General features: G+C 64.7%; 20 protein-coding genes. 13 read left to right on the plus strand and 7 right to left on the minus strand.

Annotated features, from left to right (window positions below; translation table 11 throughout):
* Positions 1-2 precede the first annotated feature (2 nt).
* Positions 3-1,157 (minus strand): YjgN family protein, encoded by a 1,155-nt coding sequence (locus IVA81_RS33415; RefSeq protein WP_247326202.1) that lies wholly within the window; start codon positions 1,155-1,157, stop codon positions 3-5.
* Between the two features lie 383 nt (positions 1,158-1,540).
* Between IVA81_RS33415 and IVA81_RS33420 the strand changes: the two genes are divergently transcribed.
* Positions 1,541-2,806: a cytochrome P450 gene (locus tag IVA81_RS33420; protein ID WP_247326204.1), complete on the plus strand. Its 1,266-nt coding sequence runs from the start codon at positions 1,541-1,543 to the stop codon at positions 2,804-2,806.
* A gap of 62 nt (positions 2,807-2,868) precedes the next feature.
* Complete coding sequence (locus IVA81_RS33425) at positions 2,869-4,143, plus strand: cytochrome P450 (RefSeq protein WP_247326206.1); 1,275 nt, start codon at positions 2,869-2,871, stop codon at positions 4,141-4,143.
* A 224-nt stretch (positions 4,144-4,367) separates the two neighbouring features.
* Here the strand turns inward: IVA81_RS33425 and IVA81_RS33430 are convergent, their stop codons facing one another.
* Complete coding sequence (locus IVA81_RS33430) at positions 4,368-5,288, minus strand: LysR substrate-binding domain-containing protein (RefSeq protein ID WP_247326208.1); 921 nt, start codon at positions 5,286-5,288, stop codon at positions 4,368-4,370.
* Between the two features lie 125 nt (positions 5,289-5,413).
* On the opposite strand from IVA81_RS33430, the gene IVA81_RS33435 reads away from it, so the two are divergent.
* The 4 genes from IVA81_RS33435 (at position 5,414) to mdlC (ending at position 10,298) form a co-directional block, all read left to right on the plus strand.
* Positions 5,414-6,583: an acyl-CoA dehydrogenase family protein gene (locus IVA81_RS33435; protein WP_247326211.1), complete on the plus strand. Its 1,170-nt coding sequence runs from the start codon at positions 5,414-5,416 to the stop codon at positions 6,581-6,583.
* 9 nt (positions 6,584-6,592) lie between these two features.
* On the plus strand, positions 6,593-7,693 hold the full coding sequence (locus IVA81_RS33440) for a CaiB/BaiF CoA-transferase family protein (RefSeq protein ID WP_247326213.1): 1,101 nt from the start codon (positions 6,593-6,595) through the stop codon (positions 7,691-7,693).
* 15 nt (positions 7,694-7,708) lie between these two features.
* Positions 7,709-8,560: a MaoC family dehydratase N-terminal domain-containing protein gene (locus tag IVA81_RS33445; RefSeq protein WP_247326215.1), complete on the plus strand. Its 852-nt coding sequence runs from the start codon at positions 7,709-7,711 to the stop codon at positions 8,558-8,560.
* Between the two features lie 115 nt (positions 8,561-8,675).
* Positions 8,676-10,298 carry a benzoylformate decarboxylase gene (gene mdlC / locus IVA81_RS33450; RefSeq protein ID WP_247326216.1) on the plus strand — a complete coding sequence of 541 codons (1,623 nt, stop codon included), beginning with the start codon at positions 8,676-8,678 and terminating at the stop codon, positions 10,296-10,298.
* A gap of 101 nt (positions 10,299-10,399) precedes the next feature.
* Here mdlC and IVA81_RS33455 read toward each other — a convergent pair whose 3' ends face one another.
* Positions 10,400-11,176 carry a glucose 1-dehydrogenase gene (locus tag IVA81_RS33455; RefSeq protein ID WP_247326217.1) on the minus strand — a complete coding sequence of 259 codons (777 nt, stop codon included), beginning with the start codon at positions 11,174-11,176 and terminating at the stop codon, positions 10,400-10,402.
* 74 nt (positions 11,177-11,250) lie between these two features.
* Between IVA81_RS33455 and IVA81_RS33460 the strand changes: the two genes are divergently transcribed.
* Positions 11,251-11,706, plus strand: a complete 456-nt coding sequence (locus tag IVA81_RS33460; protein WP_247326218.1) for a MarR family winged helix-turn-helix transcriptional regulator — start codon at positions 11,251-11,253, stop codon at positions 11,704-11,706.
* Positions 11,707-11,821: 115 nt separating this feature from the next.
* Here IVA81_RS33460 and IVA81_RS33465 read toward each other — a convergent pair whose 3' ends face one another.
* On the minus strand, positions 11,822-12,616 hold the full coding sequence (locus IVA81_RS33465; protein ID WP_247326219.1) for an SDR family oxidoreductase: 795 nt from the start codon (positions 12,614-12,616) through the stop codon (positions 11,822-11,824).
* Between the two features lie 41 nt (positions 12,617-12,657).
* Complete coding sequence (locus IVA81_RS33470; RefSeq protein WP_247326220.1) at positions 12,658-13,353, minus strand: hemolysin III family protein; 696 nt, start codon at positions 13,351-13,353, stop codon at positions 12,658-12,660.
* Between the two features lie 182 nt (positions 13,354-13,535).
* On the opposite strand from IVA81_RS33470, the gene IVA81_RS33475 reads away from it, so the two are divergent.
* Both IVA81_RS33475 and IVA81_RS33480 read left to right on the plus strand, forming a co-directional pair.
* Positions 13,536-15,005: a YcjX family protein gene (locus IVA81_RS33475; protein WP_247326221.1), complete on the plus strand. Its 1,470-nt coding sequence runs from the start codon at positions 13,536-13,538 to the stop codon at positions 15,003-15,005.
* Positions 15,002-16,030 (plus strand): TIGR01620 family protein, encoded by a 1,029-nt coding sequence (locus IVA81_RS33480; RefSeq protein WP_247326222.1) that lies wholly within the window; start codon positions 15,002-15,004, stop codon positions 16,028-16,030. The genes IVA81_RS33475 and IVA81_RS33480 overlap by 4 nt, the downstream gene beginning before the upstream one ends.
* Positions 16,031-16,216: 186 nt before the next feature.
* On the opposite strand, the gene IVA81_RS33485 is transcribed toward IVA81_RS33480, so the two are convergent.
* Entirely contained in the window at positions 16,217-17,782 is a 1,566-nt protein-coding gene (locus tag IVA81_RS33485; protein WP_247326275.1) for a glycosyltransferase family 39 protein, read from the minus strand.
* A 301-nt stretch (positions 17,783-18,083) separates the two neighbouring features.
* Between IVA81_RS33485 and IVA81_RS33490 the strand changes: the two genes are divergently transcribed.
* The 4 genes from IVA81_RS33490 (at position 18,084) to IVA81_RS33505 (ending at position 22,077) form a co-directional block, all read left to right on the plus strand.
* Positions 18,084-19,817 (plus strand): adenylate/guanylate cyclase domain-containing protein, encoded by a 1,734-nt coding sequence (locus IVA81_RS33490; RefSeq protein WP_247326224.1) that lies wholly within the window; start codon positions 18,084-18,086, stop codon positions 19,815-19,817.
* 331 nt (positions 19,818-20,148) lie between these two features.
* Positions 20,149-21,348 carry a molybdopterin-dependent oxidoreductase gene (locus tag IVA81_RS33495; RefSeq protein ID WP_247326226.1) on the plus strand — a complete coding sequence of 400 codons (1,200 nt, stop codon included), beginning with the start codon at positions 20,149-20,151 and terminating at the stop codon, positions 21,346-21,348.
* 12 nt (positions 21,349-21,360) lie between these two features.
* On the plus strand, positions 21,361-21,669 hold the full coding sequence (locus tag IVA81_RS33500; protein ID WP_247326228.1) for a cytochrome c: 309 nt from the start codon (positions 21,361-21,363) through the stop codon (positions 21,667-21,669).
* Between the two features lie 207 nt (positions 21,670-21,876).
* Positions 21,877-22,077, plus strand: coding sequence for a cold-shock protein (locus tag IVA81_RS33505; protein ID WP_008134691.1), 201 nt, complete (start codon positions 21,877-21,879; stop codon positions 22,075-22,077).
* A 172-nt stretch (positions 22,078-22,249) separates the two neighbouring features.
* Here IVA81_RS33505 and IVA81_RS33510 read toward each other — a convergent pair whose 3' ends face one another.
* Entirely contained in the window at positions 22,250-22,711 is a 462-nt protein-coding gene (locus IVA81_RS33510; RefSeq protein ID WP_063196983.1) for an Lrp/AsnC ligand binding domain-containing protein, read from the minus strand.
* Positions 22,712-22,730: the final 19 nt, after the last annotated feature.

Consider the following 22,730-nt stretch of genomic DNA (forward strand, 5'->3'; position numbering starts at 1 on the left):
GCTCAGAATCCCGCGACATCGAGCCCATCGGCAAAACCTTCGCCGAGCGCGCTAGCAAGCTGGCCGCTGCCACGCACATCCGCGGCGGCCGCGATGTTGTGCACCTTGACGGTCTCCAGCACCTTGGCCCAAAGATCGCGCTGGAGATAGACCCGCATGACGATGTTGATCGCGAGCGCCAGGGCGAAATAGCCTATCACCATCATCACCACCATCGGGATGCTCTTGGCCGCATTGTCGGAGCCGAACACCTGATCGGCCGGAACACCGCTCAGCGTGACCATGAGCAAGGCACCGCCGCCGAGATAGGCGGAGAAGGCCATCGACAGCAGCGTCCACCAGCCGATCACCTTCCAGTACAGGCCGTAGAAGGCGTCATGAGGCAGGTTCGAGGACAGGCTGACGCCGCCAATGCGGATGCCGTCGAGCCACCAGCGCCACTCGCGCGCTTTGAATTCGGCATAGAAGAACGGCGCGAGCGGAAAGATCACCAGCGCGATCGGGCTGAGCAGCCACAGCCACCAGGCGCGCTTGAAGAAGGTCCAGCCGTCGCCTTCGAAATCACCGCGGAGATCGCCGTAATGGGTGTGCTGCATCTTGTAGCGTTCGAGCGCGGCCTCGCGCCATGGCAGCGCCAGGCCGAGCGTCAGGAACACGAGCAGGCCCCATAGCATCGCGCGGAACGAATAGGCCCAGCCGGAACCGTCCATCCAGAATCGCACGCCGCGCCAGACCGTACGCGTCAGCCGATAGCGTCGCGCGCGAAAAATCGCGAACTGGCCGAAAGCGTAGAAGCCGATGAACAGCGGCACCGAGGCAAAGCCCTGCCAGCGCTCGAACTCGATGCCGATCAGGAAGTAGGCGAGATAGATCGGCACCAGGATCGCGAGCGCGAACAGGAAGCCGACCAGGAGCTCCTTGGCACGGCCGGTATATTCGGCGGCATCGCCGTCGACCGCGGTGTTCGCCCACAGATGACGGCGAATGTCGGTGACGAGCCAGAACCGGTAGAAGCCGAAGGTGACGAGCTCCAGCATGGCACCCTTGGTGACCAATTTGCGGAACTCGGAGCGGTTTCCGGTGAAGTCGACCCCCGTGGGCGGCAGCGGCGGCGGAATGGACTCGGAGCCGATAGGGGTCCATTGCATGTCGTTCACGGCGGCAACCTCGGGATGCTGGTCTATTGCAATCAAACTATAGATCAGAGATTGGTCGACCCCCAACACAGCCGGGTTCGATTTACCTCGATTCCAGTCGGTTTCTGGCATGGTTTCACGACAAAGGGTGTGCGGGGGATCACGCTGGTGGACGGTCACGTAGCCCGGATGGAGCGGAGCGAAATCCGGGATCGTGCCCCAAGCGACGCCGGCCCCGGATTGCGCTCCGCTCCATCCGGGCTACGGCACCCCAGCCTCTCGCAAAGGTTGGATGTGGCAAAAGTCTCCCTTGCTCCGGCGCAGACAACCGGCTGTAATTGCAAATCAAATACCGCAGCGCAGAATTCAACGAGAACGCGCGGTTCATGCCAGGGAGAACGGTCATGCATGGGACCATTGAGAGTGCGGCCAAGCTCGACGCACTTCGCGAGCGCGCGTCGACATTGCCGCTGGAACAATTCGATCCCGGCGATCCGGAATTGTTCAGGACCGATACGTTCTGGCCCTATTTCGATCGCCTGCGCCGCGAAGATCCCGTGCACTATTGCAAGGACTCGATGTTCGGCCCGTACTGGTCGGTGACGCGCTACAACGACATCATGGAGATCGAGACCAACCATTCGGTGTTCTCCTCGGCCTCCTCGCTCGGCGGCATCACCATCCGCGACATCGACCCGGACCTGCGCCGCGAGAGCTTCATCTCGATGGACCCGCCGCGCCACGCGGCGCAGCGCAAGACCGTGGCGCCGATGTTCACGCCGACGCATCTGGACAATCTTGCGCTCAACATCCGCAAGCGCTCGGCGGAGTGCCTTGACAACCTGCCCCGCGGCGAGGTGTTCGACTGGGTCGACCGCGTCTCGATCGAGCTGACCACGCAGATGCTGGCGGTGCTGTTCGACTTTCCCTGGGAGGACCGCCGCAAGCTGACGCGTTGGTCCGACATCGCCACCACGATCCCCGGGCCCGACGGTCTCGTCGCCACCGAGGACGAGCGCCAGGCCGAGCTGACCGAATGCGCCGGCTATTTCGCGCGCCTGTGGAAAGAACGCATCGCGCAGCCGCCGAAGAGCGACCTGCTTTCGATGATGGCGCATGGTGCCGCGACGCGCGACATGGACGCGAAGAACTTCCTCGGCAATCTCGTCCTTTTGATCGTCGGCGGCAACGACACCACGCGCAACACCATGTCGGGCTCGCTTCTCGCGCTGAGCCAGCATCCGGAGCAGTATCGCAAGCTGCGCGAAAACCCCGCTTTGCTCGACAGCTTCGTGCCGGAGGTGATCCGCTGGCAGACGCCGCTGGCGCATATGCGCCGCACCGCGCTCTCCGATTTCGAGTTCCGCGGCAAGCAGATCAAGAAAGGTGACAAGGTCGTGATGTGGTACGTCTCGGGCAACCGCGACGAGGAAGCGATCGAGAAGCCCTACGATTTCATCATCGACCGCGCCCGCCCGCGGACGCATCTGTCCTTCGGCTTCGGCATCCACCGCTGCGTGGGCCTGCGGCTTGCCGAACTCCAGCTCAAGATTATCTGGGAAGAGATCCTCAGGCGGTTCGACCATATCGACGTGGTCGGTGAACCGAAGCGGGTCTATTCGAGTTTTGTGAAGGGCCTGGAAGAGCTGCCGGTGAGTATTGCGGCTTGAGAAAACTCCCTCTCCCCGTTCTTACGGGGGAGAGGCGAAGGACCAACACTGGAGCCACGACGATGAACATCCAAGCGCCGGTTAACGTGGACAAGGCCGAACGCATGCGCAGGGCCCGCGAGGAGGCCTATGCGACGCCGTTGTCGCAATTCCACCCCGGTGCGCCCAGGCTGTTCCAGGACGACACGATGTGGCCGTGGTTCGAGCGGCTGCGCAAGGAAGAGCCGGTGCATTACTGCACCAACGCTCCGATCGAGCCCTATTGGTCGGTGGTGAAATACAACGACATCATGCATGTCGACACCAATCACGGCATCTTCTCCTCGGACTCGACGCTCGGCGGCATCTCGATCCGCGACGTGCCGGAAGGCTATGACTATCCGAGCTTCATCGCCATGGACCAGCCCAAGCATTCGTCGCAGCGCAAGACCGTGTCGCCGATGTTCACGCCGACGCATCTGGACGAGCTGGCAAAGCTGATCCGGCAGCGCTCACAAACGGTGCTCGACAATCTGCCACGCAACGAGACCTTCAATTTCGTCGAGCGTGTCTCGATCGAGCTGACGACGCAGATGCTGGCGACCCTGTTCGACTTCCCCTGGGAGGAGCGGCGCAAGCTGACGCGCTGGTCCGACGTCTCGACCGCGCTGCCCAAGAGCGGCATCGTCGCCTCCGCCGAAGAGCGCCGCCGCGAGATGGACGAGTGCTACGCCTACATGTCCAAGTTGTGGAACGAGCGCGTCAACTCCGCGCCGCGCAACGATCTGCTGTCGCTGATGGCCCATAACGACGCCACGCGCCACATGGACCCCGACAATCTCATGGGCAACATCATCCTGCTCATCGTCGGCGGCAACGACACCACACGCAACACCATGACCGGCTCGGTGCTGGCGCTGAACGAGAACCCAGAGCAGTACGAGATGCTGCGGAAGAATCCGGCGCTGATCGATTCCATGGTGCCCGAGGTGATCCGCTGGCAGACGCCGCTGGCGCATATGCGGCGCACGGCGCTCCAGGATACTGAGATCGGCGGCAAGCACATCAAGAAGGGCGACCGCGTCGTGATGTGGTACGTCTCCGGCAACCGCGACGAGGAGATGTTCGAGAAGCCGAACGATTTCATCATCGACCGCCCGCGGCCGCGCACGCATCTTTCGTTCGGCTTCGGCATCCACCGCTGCGTCGGCATGCGCCTCGCCGAGCTGCAGCTCAAGATCGTCTGGGAAGAGATGCTGAAGCGGTTCGACCGCATCGAGGTGGTCGGTGAGCCCAAGCGGATCTATTCCAGCTTCATCAAGGGGTATGAGACGCTGCCGGTGCGGATTCCGGCCTGAGCTCAATCCTCCGTCATTGCGAGGAGCTCTTGCGAAGAAGCAATCCAGACTATCACCGCCGAGGGATTCCTGGATTGCTTCGCTGCGCTCGCAATGACGAGCTATTGGAGACACTTGCGCGTCAGACGCGCAGCCCCCTAGCCCAGCTATAAAATTTCGGCATGACAGCTCGCGCCAGATGCGAAGGCAAGTCGGCGCCTGACTGTTCTACGACATCGGCGCATCTAACTCAATCTGATGTCCCACACGCCTTCCTTGCGGCAGGCGGCGACCTCCTCGCGCAGCAGCGCGGTGACGGCGAGCGAGGCCGTCGAGACCGGCCGGTCGATCGGAGAAGCGAAAATGAGCTCGCGCGTCATCGGCTTCGATACGGGCGCGGTTTCCAGCCGTCCGTCGGCAACCTCGCCGTGGACCGAAGAGGGCGGCAGCAGCGCGAAGCCGAGGCCTTCCTCGACCAGGCTCGTCAGCACGCGAAACGAATCCGCCTCGAGCTGGACGTCGAGCTTGATCTTGCGCTGGGCGGCCGCGTGCTCGATCAGCGCGCGGAGGCCGTGCGAATGAGAGGGCAACACCAGCCGTTGCCGCAGCAGCCAGCCGATGTCGACGCTCTTCTTGCGTGCGAGGCCGCAGCCGCGCGGGCCGACTGCGACGATGTTGTCGCGGCCGAGGCTCTCGACATTGAGATGCAGATCGGCCGAGCGGCCGTAGAGGATGGCAAGGTCCATCTCGCCGCGATGCAACCATTCGACCAGGTGACCGCTGTAGCTCTCGACGATGCGCAGCGAGATGCCGGGAAACTTTTCGACGCAGCGTCGCGCAAAGCGCGCGGACAGCACGCAGCTCACGGTTGGAACAAGCCCGAGCACGACCTGGCCCGACGGCGGCCCCTTGGCCGACTGGATGTCGTCGCGGATCTGGTCGATCTGCCGCACGATGCCGGAGGTGCGTGCCAGCAGCAGCCGGCCGGCTTCGGTCAGCACCATGCCGCGGCCGTTGCGGGTGAACAGCTCGGTGCGCAGCTCGTGTTCCAAGAGCTTGATCTGGCGGCTCAGCGCCGGCTGCGCCACGCGCAAGGTGTCGGAGGCCTTGGAGAGACTGCCGAGCTCCGCCACGCAACTGAAGGTCCTGAGCTGCCGGAAATCCATGCTTGCCAATCCTGGAAGGCTACTTCATACGCTATAACAAATGAGCATAGAGGGCTGGCGATGTTTTCACAACGCCAGAGGGTTGGCCGGCGTTATCTTAACTGCCGCTATTGATTGGAAACGCCATGAGTCAAGAACACCACACCGAAGATTACGCCGACATCCGTGAAGCCGTCGCCAAGCTGTGCGCGCAGTTTCCCGGCGATTATTGGCGCAAGCTCGATCGCGAGATGGCTTACCCCAAGGCCTTCGTCGATGCGCTGACTGAGGCCGGCTATCTGTCGGTGCTGATCCCCGAGGAATATGGCGGCGCAGGGCTGAAGCTGTCGGCGGCCGCGGCGATCCTGGAAGAGATCCAGCGCGCGGGCTGCAACGGCGGCGGCTGCCACGCCCAGATGTACACGATGGGCACCGTGCTGCGGCACGGCAACGCCGAGCAGAAGGCAAAGTACCTGCCGAAGATCGCCAGCGGCGAATTGCGCCTGCAGGCCTTCGGCGTCACCGAGCCGACCAGCGGCACCGACACCTCCTCGCTGAAGACATTCGCGCGCAAGGATGGCAATGACAGCTACATCGTCAACGGCCAGAAGATCTGGACCAGCCGCGCCGAACATTCGGACCTGATGGTGCTGCTGGCGCGCACCACGCCGAAGGAGCAGGCCAAGAAGCGCACCGATGGCCTCTCCGTGTTCATCGTCGACATGCGCGAGGCCAAGAACAACGGCTTGGAGATCCGCCCGATCCGCACCATGATGAACCACGCCACCACCGAAGTGTTCTTCACCGACATGAAGGTGCCGGCGGAGAATCTGATCGGCGAGGAAGGCAAAGGCTTTCGCTACATCCTTTCCGGCATGAACGCCGAGCGCATCCTGATCGCCGCCGAATGCGTCGGCGACGCCAAGTGGTTCATCGCGAAGGCGACGAACTACGCCAAGGAGCGCAGCGTTTTCGGCCGGCCGATCGGCCAGAATCAAGGCATCCAGTTCCCGATCGCCAAGGCCTATGCCTCGATGCGCGCGGCCGAGCTGATGGTGAAGGAAGCCACGCGCAAATACGAGGGCGGGCTCGACTGCGGCGCCGAGGCCAACATGGCCAAGATGCTGGCAGCCGACGCGTCCTGGGAAGCGGCCAATGCCTGCATCCAGACCCATGGCGGCTTCGGCTTTGCCGAGGAATACGACGTCGAGCGCAAATTCCGCGAGACGCGGCTGTACCAGGTGGCGCCGATCTCGACCAACCTCGTGCTGTCCTACGTCGCCGAGCACGTGCTCGGCATGCCCCGCTCGTATTAAGGTCGCACCATGGGAGCATTGGACGGGATCAGGGTGATTGCGGTCGAGCAGGCGGTGGCGGCGCCGTTCTGCTCCTCGCGCCTGGCGGACGCCGGCGCCGAGGTGATCAAGATCGAACGGCCCGAAGGCGATTTCGCCCGCGGCTATGACGCGGCGGCCAAGGGACAGAGCAGCTACTTCGTCTGGCTCAACCGCGGCAAGCAATCGGCGGTGGTCGATCTCGCAACGAAAGAAGGCTGCGCCGAGCTGGAGAAGCTGATCGCGAGCGCCGACGTGCTGATCCAGAACCTCAAGCCGGGCTCGATGGACAAGCTCGGCTTTTCGCGCGAGCGGCTGCTGAAGGACTATCCGAAGCTGATCTCCTGCACCATCACCGGCTATGGCGACGAGGGCCCCTACGCGCACCGCAAGGCTTATGACCTGCTGATCCAGGCCGAAAGCGGCCTTGCCTCGATCACCGGCAATCCCGACGGCGCCTCGCGCGTCGGCATGTCGATCGTCGACGTCGCGACCGGTGCGACCGCGCATGCGGCGATTCTGGAAGCGCTGATCGCGCGCGGGCGCACCGGCAAGGGCTGTGACATCCGCATCTCCATGTTCGACGTGATGGCGGACTGGTGCACCGTGCCGCTGCTCAACTCCGAGGCCGGAAATCCGCCCAAGCGCATGGGCCTGCGCCATCCCTCGATCGCGCCCTATGGCGTGTTCACCTCGAAAGACGGCAAGGACATTTTGATTTCGATCCAGAGCGAGCGCGAGTGGAAGACGCTATGCGCCAAGGTGCTGGATCAGCCCGATCTGCCTGCCGATCCGCGCGTCGCCAACATGGTCGAGCGCGTGCGCAACCGCGACTTCACCGACACGACGGTCGCGGATATCTTCGGCAGGATGACGCGCGACGAGCTGCTGAAGCGGCTGTCAGATGCCGACATCGCGTTCGCCGAGGTCAATACCATGGCCGATCTCACCAATCATCCGCATCTTCGCCGCATCGAAGTCGACACGCCGCAGGGACGCGTCAGCTATCCCGCACCGGCGCCGATCATCATCGGCGAGACGCGCAGCTATGGTGCCGTGCCCGCCATCGGCGAACGTCCGTCCAGGACATAACAAGAGCGAGGCGTCATGACCGAGAAGCTCGACATCGATCATTTGCGGCAATGGATCGGCCGCAGCACGGAGGCTACCGACATCGTCACCGCGCAGCTCGTGATGGGCCTGCGCGCGACGCTGTTCCAGGAGGTCGGCGAACCCAAGACGGGCGACGCCGCGCCGTTCACGGTGCATTGGTGCCTGGCGCAGCCGGTGTTTCCGATGTCGATGCTCGGCCCCGACGGCCATCCGACCCGCGGCGGCTTTCTGCCGCCAGTGCCGCTGCCGCGCCGGATGTGGGCTGGCGGCGAGATTGAGTTCTTGCAGCCGCTGCAGGTTGGCGATGAATCGACGCGGACCTCGCGCATCGCCGATGTGCAGGTGAAATCAGGCTCGACCGGCACGCTTTGCTTCGTCTCGGTCGAGCACAGCATCTCTTCCCCGCGCGGCGTTGCCATCCGCGAGCGGCAGGACATCGTCTATCGCGAGATGACGAGCAGCGCGCCCGCGGGCGGCAAGGCTCCGCCCCCGCCGCCGACCGCGCAGCACCGCGAGACCCATGTCTCCGATCCCGTGCTGCTGTTTCGCTATTCCGCGCTGACCTTCAACGGCCACCGCATCCACTACGATCGCGACTACGTCACCAAGGTCGAGGGCTATCCGGGCCTGATCTTCCACGGGCCGCTGCAGGCGGCGCTGATCATCGAGATGGCGGCGAAGCTGCATCGCGGCCAGGCGCCGAAGAAGTTCACCTATCGCGGACTGCAGCCGCTGTTCGAGGGCACGGAGTTCTCCATCAACGCCAACGAGACCGAGGCGGGAATGGAGCTGTGGACCGCGAACGCGGAAGGGCAGCCGACGATGAAGGGCACGGCGGTGTGGTAGTTCCGTCATTCCGGGACGGTCCGCAGGACCGGATCCGGAATCTCGAGATTCCGGGTTCGATGCTGCGCATCGCCCCGGAATGACGCCGTAACAATAAGCACAGGGGACGGAAACCATGGCCAAGAACGGCAAGACCGGCAGCAGATCCGTCACCGTCAAGCAGGCGACGCTCGACCTGCTGCGCGCCTTCGGCATCGACCGGGTGTTCGGCAATCCCGGCTCGACCGAGCTGCCGTTCCTGAGCGACTGGCCCGACGACATCGATTACGTGCTGGCGCTGCAGGAGGCCAGCGCGGTCGGCATGGCTGACGGCTATGCGCAGGCAACGCGCAATGCCGGCTTCGTCAATCTGCATTCGGCCGCCGGCGTCGGCAACGCGCTCGGCAACATCTACACCGCGCATCGCAACCAGACGCCGCTGGTGATCACCGCGGGCCAGCAGGCGCGCTCGATCCTGCCGCTGCAGGCGTTCCTCTATGCCGAGCGTGCCTCCGAGTTTCCGCGGCCTTACGTCAAATACAGCGTCGAACCGGCGCGGCCCGAGGACGTGCCGGCCGCGATCGCGCGCGCCTATTACACCGCGATGCAGCCGCCCTGTGGGCCGACCTTCGTCTCGATCCCGATCGACGACTGGGCCCATGCGACGGCGCCGGTGGAAGCGCGCAAGGTCAGCCGCGAGATCGGCCCCGAGCTCGACCCGATGAAGGCGCTGGTCGCCGCGCTCGCCAGCGCAAAACACCCTGCCCTCGTCGTCGGCCCCGGAATCGACCGCGCCGGCGCAGTGGATCTGATGGTGCGCGTCGCCGAGAAGTCCAAGGCCAGCGTCTGGGTCAGCCCGTTCTCGGCGCGCTGCTCATTCCCGGAGCGGCATCCGCAATTTGCGGGCTTCCTGCATGCCTCGCCCGCGCAGCTCTCCGACGCGCTGCGCGCGCACGACCTCGTGGTCGTCATCGGCGCGCCGGTGTTCACCTTCCATGTCGAGGGCCACGCCGCGATCTTCGACGGCGGCGCGACGATCTTCCAGATCACGGACGATCCGGATGCGGCGGCGGTGACACCAGTCGGCACCAGCATCATCGCGACGATGAAGCCAGCACTCTCGATGCTGCTCGACCTGCTTCCGGAGAGCAAACGGGCGATGCCAAAAGGCCGAACGCTGCCGCCGGCGCCGCAGGCGGCCGATCCGCTGCCGGTCGAATTCCTGCTGCATTCGCTGTCGCAGGCGATGCCGGATGGTACGTCGGTCGTCGAGGAAGTTCCCTCACACCGGCCGGCGATGCAAAAGTTCATGCCGATGCCCGGCCAGGACAGCTTTTACACGATGGCGAGCGGCGGCCTCGGCTATTCGCTGCCCGCCGCCGTCGGCATGGCGCTCGGCAAGCCGAACAGCCGCACGGTCTGCCTGATCGGCGACGGCTCGGCGATGTATTCGATACAGGCACTGTGGACCGCCGCGCAGCGCAAGCTGCCGCTGACCGTCATCGTCCTCAACAATTCCGGCTACGGCGCGATGCGCTCGTTCAGCCAGGTGATGCAGGTGAGGAACGTGCCGGGACTGGAGCTGCCGGGAATCGATTTCGTCCGGCTCGCCGAAGGCATCGGCTGCCACGCGGTGCGGGTGAGCAAGGCCGCGGAGCTTGGCGAGGCGCTCAAGTGCGGCATGACGTACGAAGGCACCAGCCTGATCGAGGTCGTCGTGGATTCGGCGGTGCCGGTGCTGTACGGGCAGAAGCATTAGGGCACCCGTAGCCCGGATGGACGAAGCGCAATCCGGGAATCGTGCCCCAAGCCAGTGGGCCCCGGATTACGCTTTGCTCCATCCGTGCTACGACCTCATCACTACGACGCCAAAAATCCCCCATCCGCCGCCAGCACATGCCCGACGACATAAGACGACGCGTCGGATGACAGCCACACCACGGCCTCCGCGACCTCCTCAGGACTGCCCATCCGCCGCAGCGGCAGGCCGGCGCTGACGGTTGCGACGTCGCCGACACCGGCGCGCAGCATCATGTCGGTGACGACACGGCCGGGGGCGACGGCGTTGATGCGGATGCCGCGCGGGGCGTTCTCCAGCGCCGCCGAGCGTGTCAGCGAGATCGCGGCGGCCTTGGAGGCCGAATAGAGCGAGAAGCCGGGATTGGGATTGCGCACGCCGCTGACGGAGGCATTGACGACGATGCTGCCGCGGCCTTGCGCGAGCATGACAGGCAATTGGTGCCGCAGGCACAGGAACAGCGCGCGGACATTGGTGTCGAACACGCTGTCGTAGATCTCAGTGCCCTGCTCTTCCAGCGGCGCGCGGCGCTCCTGGAAGCCGGCATTGTTGAAGGCGACGTCGAGCCGGCCACAACGCTCAACGGCCGTACGCATCAGCCGTTCGACGTCGTCCTCGCGCGTGATGTCGGTCTTGAGGGCCATCGCCTCCGCACCAAGCTCGCGGCACGCTGCGGCGGTGGCGTCGATCTCGGCTCCGCCCCGGCCGGCGACGATGATCGCTTCAGCTCCCTCGGACGCCATCCGGAGCGCCGTGGCGCGCCCGATGCCGCTGCCGCCGCCCGTCACCAGGCAAACCTTGCCCTTCATCCGCTGACCAGCCGGCACAATTCCGCCCATGGCTCACTCCAAACGCTTGCGCGCGCCGCTGCACGCATATAGTTGTATGATACAACTATATGCCCGGAGTCAAGATGACCGAACTTGCGCTGATCGACGACATCCGCGCCGCCTCGCGCCTGATGGTGCGCGAGCTCGGCTTCATGGATGCGACGGTGGCGGCATCGGACTATCCGCCGTCGGCGGTGCACACCATCCTGGAGGTCGGCATCCGCGGTCCCATGACCTCAGGCGAGCTCGGCGATTTCCTGCGTCTGGAGAAATCCAGCGTCAGCCGCCTGGTGCGCAAGCTGATCGACTGCGGCGAGCTCAGGGAAACGCCTGATGAGCTTGATGCCCGCAGCAAGAGGCTGTCGCTGACGGCGAAGGGCCAACGCACGCTCGAGGCATTGCATGCGTTCGGCCGCCAGCAGGTCCGCGGCGCGCTGGAGGCGCTGACGGCGGCAGAACAGCGCAAGGTGCGCGAGGGTATGATGCTCTATGCGCGGGCGCTCAGGCAGAGCCGGATGGAGGATGAGGCGGCTGCGTGAGGTGCCGTAGCCCGGATGGAGCGCAGCGCAATCCGGGGTTCTTGCCACAAGCTAGAGAGGCCCCGGATTACGTTGCGCTCCATCCGGGCTACAAGACCGAGATCGCGGCACCAACCTACTTCCCGAACTCCTCCCGCATCCTGGCCTGGATCTTGGCCATGCCGCCGATCCAGCGGTCGTAATTTTCGGTCTTCTTGCGCATGTAGCCGAGCACCTGGGGATGCGGCAGGATCAGGAACGTTTCCTGCTCGAGCCCGGCGAGCACGTCCTTGGCGACCTGCTCGGGCGCTAGGTCGCCGTCGCCCGATTGCGGACCCTTCGGGATCGAGCGCAGCATGTTGGTGTCGACGCCCTGCGGACAGAGGATCGAGACCTTGATGTTGTCAGCCTTGTGCGAGATCGCGAGATTCTCGGCAAAGCCGACCGCCGCATGCTTGGTCGTCGAATAAGCCGGGCTGCCGACCTGCGACAGCAGGCCCGCGGCCGAGATCGTGTTGAGGAAATAGCCGCCGCCGCGCGCCTTCATGCGGGGAATGAGATGCCGTGCCGCATAGACATGGGCCATGACGTGGATCGCCCAGCTGCGCTGCCACGGCTCGTCGGAGGCGCCGCCGGCATTGACCGACATCGGATCGAAGCCACCGCCGATGCCGGCATTGGAGCAGAACAGCGCGATGGGACCGAACTGCCGCTCGGTCTCCTCGATGACATGCGAGATGTCCTTCTCCTGCGCGACGTCGCATTTGAAGGCCGCGCCATCCACCATGGCCGCGACCGCCCTTGCGTTGGCGGCATCCATATCCGCGACGACGACCTTGGCTGCGCCCGCGTTGTAAAAGGCCTCGCACAGCGCCTTGCCGATGCCGTTTGCGCCGCCCGTGACGACCACGACCTTGCCGGTCACCTGCATGCGACGTCTCCTCTTGTCTTATACCGCTTCTAGAAGCTTGCTCAGCTCAACACGAGGTCGAGCACCGCGGTATAATGGCACGCCGCACCGGCCAAGACAAAGCCGTGCCAGATCGCATTCTGGAAGCGCAGCCGCCGCCAGGCGTGGAAGATCACGCCGAAGCTGTAGAGCAGGCCGCCGGCAAGGATGAAGCTCAGCACCAGCGCGGGCAGCGCCCTGACCACGGCGTCGTAGAGCATCACGCCGCTCCAGCCCATGGCGAGATAGATGCCGACCGCAACGCGGTCGAAGCGGCCGGGGCAGCAAAGCTTGAGCACGATGCCGAGGATCGCAACGCACCAGACCCCGGCGAGCAGGACGAGCGCGAACCCGCTGTCCTTCACCTCCAGGATAAACGGCGTGTAGGTCGCCGCGATCAGGAGATAGATCGCGGAATGGTCGAACCGCCGCAGCAGCCATTTGGCCGGCGACACCGGCCAGAGATTATAGGTCGCCGACAGCACCAGCATCGAGAGCAGGCCGGCGACATAGATCGAGACGCCGACGATGTAGGTGGCGTCGGCATAGACCGCCGTCAGCACCACCAGCACGGTCGCGGCGATGATGCCGGAGAGGACGCCGATCGCGTGGATGATTCCGTCAGCGATGACCTCGGCGCGGTCATAGTTCCAGCCGATCACGTCGGCCGCGGCGTGGACGGAGGTGGATGCAAGGTGTTTCAGTTGGAAGACGGTCATGGCAATCCGCAAGATGAGGTAATGCCCTCTTCAATGGGTGTTTCGGGATCGGCGCGTCGTTCAAACGGCTGATTTGCCGACAAAGGCGGTGGAAGTATGAAAGCTTGATTTTCCTCAGGCAGTTGCCACTTTTGTGATTAATCCATTTTGCGTATCCCCGCCCGAGATCCCCTAACGTTCATATGGCATTCAGTTTCCAGGATATGGTCGAAGAAGCGCGCTTGTCGGCCCAGGCGCTGATCGACTATGGCGAGCACTTCTTCAATCCGACGGTGCGGTTAGGCGTTACCGGCCTGTCGCGGGCCGGCAAGACCGTGTTCATCACCGCGTTGATCCACGGCCTCACCCGCGGCGGCCGGTTTCCGGTGTTCGAAGCCTATGCCTCGGGCCGGATCGCGCGAGCGCATCTGGCGCCGCAGCCCGACGATGCCGTGCCGCGCTTTGCCTATGAAAGCCATCTGCGCGCGCTGATCGAGGAGCGACGCTGGCCGAATTCGACCGTCGACATCAGCGAGCTCAGGCTCGTCATCGACTACCAGCGCCACAACGGCGCCGACCGCACCCTGACGCTCGACATTGTCGACTATCCCGGCGAATGGCTGCTCGACCTGCCGCTGCTGCAGAAGAGTTTCGAGCAATGGTCGGCGGAGAGCCTTGCGCTGTCGCGCGAGGCACCGCGTGCGCATCTTGCGAGCGAATGGCACGCGTATCTCGCAACGCTCAAGCCCGAGGCGCGCGAGGACGAGCAGGCGACGCTCAGCGCCGCAAAACTCTTCACCGACTATTTGCGCGCCTGCCGCGACGAGCGCTTTGCGATGAGCCTGCTGCCGCCCGGTCGCTTCCTGATGCCCGGCAATCTCGCAGGCTCGCCGGCGCTGACCTTTGCACCGCTCGACGTGCCCACCGGCGGGCAGGCGCCGGAGGGGTCGCTGTGGGCGATGATGGTGCGCCGCTTCGAGGCCTACAAGGATGTGGTGGTGCGCCCGTTCTTCCGCGATCATTTTGCCCGGCTCGATCGCCAGATCGTGCTGGCCGATGCGCTTGCCGCGTTCAACTCCGGTCCCGAGGCGCTGCACGACCTCGAAGCGGCGCTGGCCGGCATTCTCGACTGCTTCAACATCGGCCGCAGCACGATCCTCTCCAGCCTGTTCCGGCCGCGCATCGACCGCATCCTGTTCGCGGCGACGAAGGCCGACCATCTGCATCATTCCAGCCACGACCGGCTCGAGGCCGTGCTGCGCCGCGCCGTCTCGGGCGCCGTTGCGCGCGCGGAAAATACCGGCGCGGCGATCGACGTGGTGGCGCTGGCCGCGGTGCGCGCCACGAGAGAAGCTCAAGTCGCGCAGGGCCGCGACAAATTACCGTCGATCCTGGGAACGCCGGCCGCGGGCGAAAGCGCCGGCGGTGAGTTCTTCGACGGTAACACCGAGGTCGCGACCTTTCCGGGCGATTTGCCCTTGGATCCCGAGCCGCTCTTCAACGGCACCGATGCGTTCCGCGGCCTCGCGACCGAGGCTGCCGAGACAAGCGACTTCCGCTTCCTGCGCTTCCGCCCGCCCACACTCGACCGCGAAGGCAGCGAGCCGCCGACGCTGCCACACATCCGCCTCGACCGTGCCTTGCAGTTCCTGATCGGAGACAAGCTCGCATGAACGACCGATCGAAGCCACGGCGGCCGGCGACGTTTCGGCTCGACGATCCTGGCGTCGTCGTCACCGAAGCCGACGAAACCAGCCGACTGAGTCGCGCCACGATCCAGATCACGCCGGAGCACGATCCGCAGGCGCTGCCGGTGCCGATTCAAACCGCGCTTCCCGCGCGCCGCGGTTTTCCCTGGGGTGCGCTGTTCTGGTCGGGCGTTGCCGGGTTGACGCTGCTCGGCACCGGGCTCGGCGTCGTCCATCTGATCGAGGATTTGTTCGCGCGCAGCGAAAGCCTCGGCTATGTCGGGTTGGCGTTTGCGCTCGTGACCGCGCTTGCGCTCGCGGTGGTGATCGGCCGCGAGGCGTTCGGTCTCGCGCGCCTCGCCGCGATCGAGCAGTTGCATCAGCGTGCAGCCGCAGTCCTTGCCAGCGACGATCGCGAGGAGAGCCGTGTCATCGTGCAGGACCTGCTCAAGATCGCGCACCAGAACCCGCAGCTCGCGCGCGCCCGCGCCACCCTGGAGAGCCACACCAGCGAGATCATCGACGGCGCCGACATGATCCGGCTCGCCGAGCGCGAGCTGATGTCGCCGCTGGATGCCGAGGCGCGGCGGCTGGTGTCGTCAGCCGCGCAAAAGGTTTCGATCGTGACCGCGGTGAGCCCACGCGCCGCGATCGACGTGCTGTTCGTGTTCGTCGCCGCATTGCGCCTGATACGTCAGCTCGCGCGGCTCTACGGCGGCCGCCCCGGCGCGCTCGGCATGATCCGCCTGCTCCGTCACGTCATCGCCCATCTCGCCATCACCGGCGGCATGGCCGCGAGCGACAGCCTGGTGCAGCAGATGCTCGGCCACGGCATCGCGGCAAAGCTGTCGCAGCGGCTCGGCGAAGGCGTGCTCAATGGCTTGTTGACGGCACGGCTTGGCCTCGCCGCGATCGACGTCACGAGGCCGCTGCCGTTCGCAGCGCTGCCGCCGCCGAAGCTGTCTGACCTCGCGACGGATCTGCTGCGGAAGAAGAACGACGAGGAGTAGCCAGGAACCGTAGGGTGGGCAAAGGCGCACTTGCGCCGTGCCCACCATTAATCCGGCACTTCGACAGAAGCGGTGGGCACGCTTCGCTTGCCCATCCTACGATACTGAAACGTGCGGAGAGATACCCTCGTCCGGCGCTTCGCGCCGCTTTCTCCCACAAGGGAGAAGGAAGAGGAGCTTGCTGCGCTAGGCGAACACTCGCCTCTCGAATTCCCCCGCCAGCACCTTCCACAGGAACAGCGGCGAGTCCTTCGGCGGTGACAGCTCCGGGGTCCAGCCGGTGAGCTTTTCGAGCACGTAAGTGTCCATCACGACGCCGCGCCAGCGGCGTTCGACCCGGCCGAGCGGCTCGCGCTTGGCGGGGATGCTCTCCCACAGCGACGAGCGATCGTCCGGCTCGCGGCCGACATAGATGCCGGCGTGGCCCTTGATCCGGTTCATGCCGGGATCGCCAAAATCCTGGAAGCGGCCACGTTCGTTGATCTCGACGACGGGCACGCGCCCCCTGAACAGCCAGCGCATCATGGCGTAGGTGCGGTAGTCCGTCGTCGCGATCCAGGTCGCGCCCGTCTCATCCAGCGCGGCCTGGGCGCGCGCGGCGACCTGTTCATAGCCGGCCTCGGCGCCGATCGGATCGATCTTGCCGAGGAGATTCCAGGGCGCGGCGACATAATAGAGGAACACGATGACGACGAAGGCGATGCCGGAGACGATCGCTGTCCTGACCCAGAACAGCGACGAGTTGAGCATCCGGGCGGACCAGCCCTCTTTCGTCATCGTCGCGAGGTTCACGGCCGCCGCAGCAAAGCCGACCGGCCACATGAACATCGGCCAGGTGTCGCCGACCCGCAGCGTCGTCGACTTGAAAAGGAAATACAGAAACGGCACCAGCACCGCGGTCGACAACAGGATCGCGACCGGCTCGCGGGTGCGATAGCCGCGCCATGCCGTCAGCACCAGTCCGGTCAGCACCACCGGCAGCATGACAAAGCCGACCAGGCCGAACTGCAGGCCGATGAAGTCGCCGACCGTCCGCAGCGAGATGCCGTAATTGGCGGTGGCGCGCACGCCCTGGAAACGAAACGAAGCCCAATCGTGCTGCGCGTTCCAGATCAGCACCGGCGAGAACACTGTTATCGCAACCAGCACGGCGAGATAGGGATAGGGGTTACGCAACCAGCGCCAGCGCCAATCCGGCACCAGCAGAAAGGCGGCAAGCGCGGGCGCGAACATGATCGCGGTGAATTTCGACAGCATCGACAGGCCAGCGAACAGCCCGGCCGCGAGCCACCAGCGTCCGTCGCCGCTCTGCGCCAGCCGCACCAGCGACCACATCATCGCCACCGCGAACGGGATCATGGCGACATCGGGCGCGACCTTGGCCATCAGCAGGCCGTAATAGAGCGCGGCTTCCGGCATCAGCACCGCGAACACGATCGCGCGCACATCATGGGTGAGGCGGCGGACGATGTCGGCAAGCAGGAGCTGCGTCACCAGCATCGCAACGATGCCGCCGAAGCGGACGCCAAGCATGGTGTCGCCGAAGATCGCGGTACCGAAGCGGATCAGCCAGGCGATGCCCGGGGGATGATCGAGAAAGCTGAGCGCTCCCTCCCTCGACCAGGTCCAGTAATAGGCCTCGTCGGTGCGCAGCTCGATCGCGGAGGCGTAGACGATCCGCAGCAGCGTCATCGCAGCAATGATCGTGACGGCCATGACGAGGGGACGGCGCGTGGCGCCGCTGGAGGGCATGGTGATATCAGAAGCTGTCGTCACGGCCGCGCTTTTCCCCAACTTGGGAGGGGGAGTCAATGTTGGGGGTGGTGGGAGAGCGGTGTTCCCAGCCCCAACGCGGACGCCGTAGGGTGGGCAAAGCGAAGCGCGCCCACCATCAGGATATGGTCGAGAAATGGTGGGCACGGCGCGCAAGGGCGCGCCCTTGCCCACCCTACGATTTCGTAACCTTGACCGGCATGTGACCTCACAACCTGTCCACGTCAGGAATTAAACGTTACGCTGGCTGTTCTCCTTCGTGAGCTGATACAACCGAATCATGGCCATCGCCGCTGCACACATGTCCGAACTCGTCCGCGCCACCAGCGTGCGGCAGGTGCGGCTCATCTGCGGCGTGATCCTGTTCTCCTATGTGATCAGCCATTTCCTCAATCATGCGCTCGGCAATATCTCGGTCGAGGCCATGGAGGCCGGGGTCTACTATCACACCGCCTTCTGGCAGTTCCTCCCCGTCGCGATCCTGTTCTACACGGCGGCGCTCACGCACATGGGGCTGGGCATCTATGCGCTGTATCAGCGCCGGCAGTTCCGCTGGCGGACGATCGAGCCGCTTCAGCTCGTGCTGGGGCTGAGCATCCCCGCGCTGGTCATGGGGCATGTGATCGGCGTGCGGCTCGGCTACACACTTTACGATCATCAGAAGCTCTATCCGCAGGAGCTCTACCTGTTCTTCGTCGCCGCGCCCGCCCGGCTGTGGCAAATGACGACCCTGCTTCTCATCGCCTGGGTGCACGGCTGCATCGGCATCTATTTTTGGCTTCGCCTCAAACCGTTCTTCACGCGCGCCGCACCCTATCTGCTCGCCGCCGCCGTGCTGGTCCCGACGCTGTCGCTGCTCGGCATCTATCAGGGCGGCCGCAGCGTCGAGATCGAGAGCGACGATCGAGACTGGCGTGCGCAAAATCTCAGCCGCCGCCAGGTCGGCACGGTCGCGGAAGGCAACACGCTCGACCGCATCACCGGCGGCCTCACCGTCGGTTATTTCGGTCTGCTCGCCCTGGCGCTGGCGGCTCGCGGCGTGCGGGCTTGGCGCGAGCGGCGCGGCGGCATGATCGCGCTGTCCTACGGCAACGGCAAGACGGTGCGGGTCCCCAAGGGCCTCTCCGTGCTGGAAGCAAGCCTGCGCCACAATGTGCCGCATGCCAGCGTCTGCGGTGGCCGCGCCCGCTGCTCGACTTGCCGCATCCGCATCATCGGCGACCATGACGCGCTGCCCACACCGTCGCAGCGCGAGGCCTTCGTGCTCACCCGCGTCGGCACCGCCGATCCGTCGATCCGGCTGGCCTGCCAGCTGCGGCCGACGTCCGACCTCTCCTTCTTCCAGCTGTTCACGCCGCACACGCATGCGACGGACGGGCAGGCCTCGACACCAGCCAGAATCGGCCAGGAGCGCTATCTCGTCAGCCTGTTCGTGGACATGCGCGGCTCGACCCAGCTCGCGGAAAAGCGGCTGCCGTTCGACACCGTCTTCATCGTCAACCGCTTCCTCGGCGCGGTGTCGCAGGCGGTGATCGAGAACGGCGGCCAGCCGAACCAGTTCGTCGGCGACGGCATGCTGGCGCTGTTCGGATTGACTGCCGATCCGCAACAGGCCTGCCGGCAGGCGCTCAAGGCGGCCGCCGGCATCGCCACGCACATCGACGAGCTCAACGAGCTCCTGAGCCACGATCTGCGCCAACCGATCCGCTTCGGCGTCGGTATTCATGGCGGCGAGGTCATCATCGGCGACATCGGTTATCGCGATCACATCGTCTTCACCGCGCTCGGCGATGCCGTGAACGTCGCGGCCCGGCTCCAGGACATGACCAAGACGCTGGCCTGTGAAGCGATCGTCTCGGAAGAAGTCCGCCGCACCGCCGGCCTTGTCGACGACGCCCTGCCGCAACAGGAGGTCGCGATCCGCGGCCGCGACGAGCCGCTTGCCGTGCGCGTGGTGGCGGACGCGCGGCAGCTGACGGCGCTGGTCGACGGCAGCGCGCGCGTTGCGGCGTGACCTCTTCACCTCTCCCCGCTTGCGGGGAGAGGTCGGATTGCATCGAAGATGCAATCCGGGTGAGGGGGTACAGGTCTCGCGGCAGTCGCACGTGTGGAGAGAGGCCCCTCACCCCAACCCTCTCCCCGTAAGAACGGGGCGAGGGAGCACACCTTCGCGGCGTCTACGGCTCGGCTCAATCTCACCACAGGCGTAACACCGGCCTGCTGCAACGCAGCGGCATGGGCCTGCTGCGAAAGCACGAATTGACTTCGTCGAGATCGTTGCGACAGATGAGCGCGGGTCCGCGGTGATGACCGCTGACAGAAGAAAAGCTCCGGGAGGGGACCAGATGTTCGATCGACGCGACCTGCTCAAAGGAGCGGGCTTGACCGCCATTGCGGCCACACTGAATTCCACCAAAGCGCTGGCACTCGATACCGTCACCCTGCCCTTTGCCAACGGCGAACGACCGCTGGTGAAATATCCGCAGAAGCGGCCGATGATCGGCTTGACCAGCCGTCCGCCGCAGCTCGAGACGCCGTTTGCGATCTTCAACGACGGCCCTATCACGCCCAACAACGCGTTCTTCGTGCGCTATCACCTCTCCGACCTGCCCTACAATCTCGACCCCGACAAGTTCACGCTCGAGGTCAAGGGCAAGGTCGACAAGCCGCTGAAACTTTCGCTGAAAGACATCAGGAAGATGAAGGCGACCGAGATCGTCGCCGTCAATCAGTGCTCCGGCAACAGCCGTGGCTTCGTCGAGCCGCGCGTCGCCGGCGGCCAGCTCGCCAACGGCGCCATGGGCAATGCGCGATGGCGCGGCGTGCCGCTGAAGGCAGTGCTGGAGATGGCTGGCGTGCAGAGCGGCGCCAGGCAGGTCACCTTCAACGGCATGGACGGGCCGGTCAGCGACAAGACGCCTGATTTCGTCAAGGCACTCGATATCGATCACGCCACTGACGGCGAGGTCATGCTGGCCTATGGCATGAATGGCGAGGATTTGCCGTTCCTCAATGGCTTCCCGCTGCGCCTGATCGTGCCCGGCTATTACGGTACCTACTGGGTCAAGCACCTCAACGAGATCACCGTCATCGACAATGTCTATGACGGCTTCTGGATGAAGTCCGCCTATCGCATTCCCGATACGCCGAACAATGCGATCGAGCCCGGCACCGCGCCGAAGGCGACGATCCCGATCAACCGCTTCACCATCCGCTCCTTCATCACCAGCGTGCCTGATGGCGCCAAGCTGAAGGCGGGAGCTGTGACCCTGCGCGGCATCGCCTTCGACGGCGGCAAGGGCATCAAGGAGGTCCAGGTCTCCACCGACGGCGGCAAGACCTGGGTGAGCGCAAAGCTCGGCAAGGATCTGGGCAAATACTCGTTCCGCGAATGGAAGCTGCCGGTGAAGCTCGCGGCGGGCACCCTTGAGCTCAAGGTGCGCGCCACCGGCAATGGCGGCGAGACGCAGCCGGACTCGCCGCGCTGGAATCCGGCGGGCTATTTGCGCAACGTCGTCGAAACCGTCCGCGTGACCGTGGCCTGAAGGAGAGTGATCATGCAGCGCACCGTTCTCCTCGCCATTCCCCTCGCCCTTGCCGCCGCGGTGGGGGCGGCACTTGCAGCGCCGGTCAACTACAAGACCCCCGATGAGGTCGCGGTGTTCAAGCCCGGCCCCAACCTCGAGGTCGTGCAGGGCAATTGCAGCGCCTGCCACTCGGCGGATTACATCGCCACGCAGCCGCCGATGAAGGACAAGAAGGGCTTCTGGCAGGCCGAGGTGACCAAGATGATCAAAGTCTATGGCGCACCGATCGACGATGCCGACGTCGGCAAGATCGTCGATTATCTGGCCGCGACGTATTGACGGATGGCACGCGGCGTGCGGACGATTGACCGCGAAACGGGCAAAATCGGCAAAAGCGCCGCGAAGTTGAGCGGAATTCGGGGAAATGCTGATGTGGTTTGAGCTACCAAGCCCGCCACATTCCGCGTATCCTGTTAGGACCGAACCGGCCGGTTGGCGGGGACTGGCGGTTCGAGATCTCGGAGGAAGACCCGCGGAGAAGTCGTGATGGCTAAAGGTACGGTCAAGTGGTTCAACCCGACGAAGGGTTATGGATTTATCCAGCCTGCGTCGGGCGGCAAGGATGTGTTCGTGCATATCTCGGCAGTGCAGAAAGCCGGTTTGTCCTCCCTCAATGAGGGGCAGACGGTGGAATACGAAGAGATCGCAAATCGGGGCAAGACCTCCGCAGAGAACCTTAAAGTCTAAGCCCGCCAGCCTTTGCTGCCTCCCGGATCTGTCCGGGAAGCCGGGCCAAGAAAATTTTAGAAGACGGTGAGTGCATTCGACGACAGGCGTTGCGATTGCACACGGAGAGCTATTTTTCGCGCGAAGACCGCTCGTTCAACGCCACAGCAATGACAATCGCGACGGCATTTCGTCAGCCCACCGGCAACGGTGCGTCGCGCTTGATCTCTTCCATCACCGCATAGGTCCGCGTCTCGCGCACACCCGGCATCGACAGCAGGGTCTCGCCGAGGAAGCGTCGATAGGCGGTCATGTCTGCCAGCCGCGCTTTCACAAGATAGTCGAAGCCGCCGGCAACCATGTGACACTCCAGTACCTCGGGCGCGAGTTTCACCGCGCGCGCAAACCGCTCGAAATTATCCGGCGTGGTCTTGTCGAGCAGCACTTCGACGAACACCAGGAGCCCGAGGCCGAGCCGGTGCGGATTGAGCCGCGCGCCATAGCCCTCGACAAAGCCCTCCCGCTGCAACCGCTTCAGCCGCTCGCCGATCGAGGTCGGCGACAGCCCGATGCGCTCGGCGAGGTCGACATTGGCGATTCGTCCGTCCTCCTGCAAAATCGAGAGGATTTTCCGGTCGATCCGATCGAGTTCCATGGTTTATGAGGCCAAACGC

Source organism: Bradyrhizobium sp. 141 (assembly GCF_023074055.1).
GTDB lineage: Bacteria > Pseudomonadota > Alphaproteobacteria > Rhizobiales > Xanthobacteraceae > Bradyrhizobium.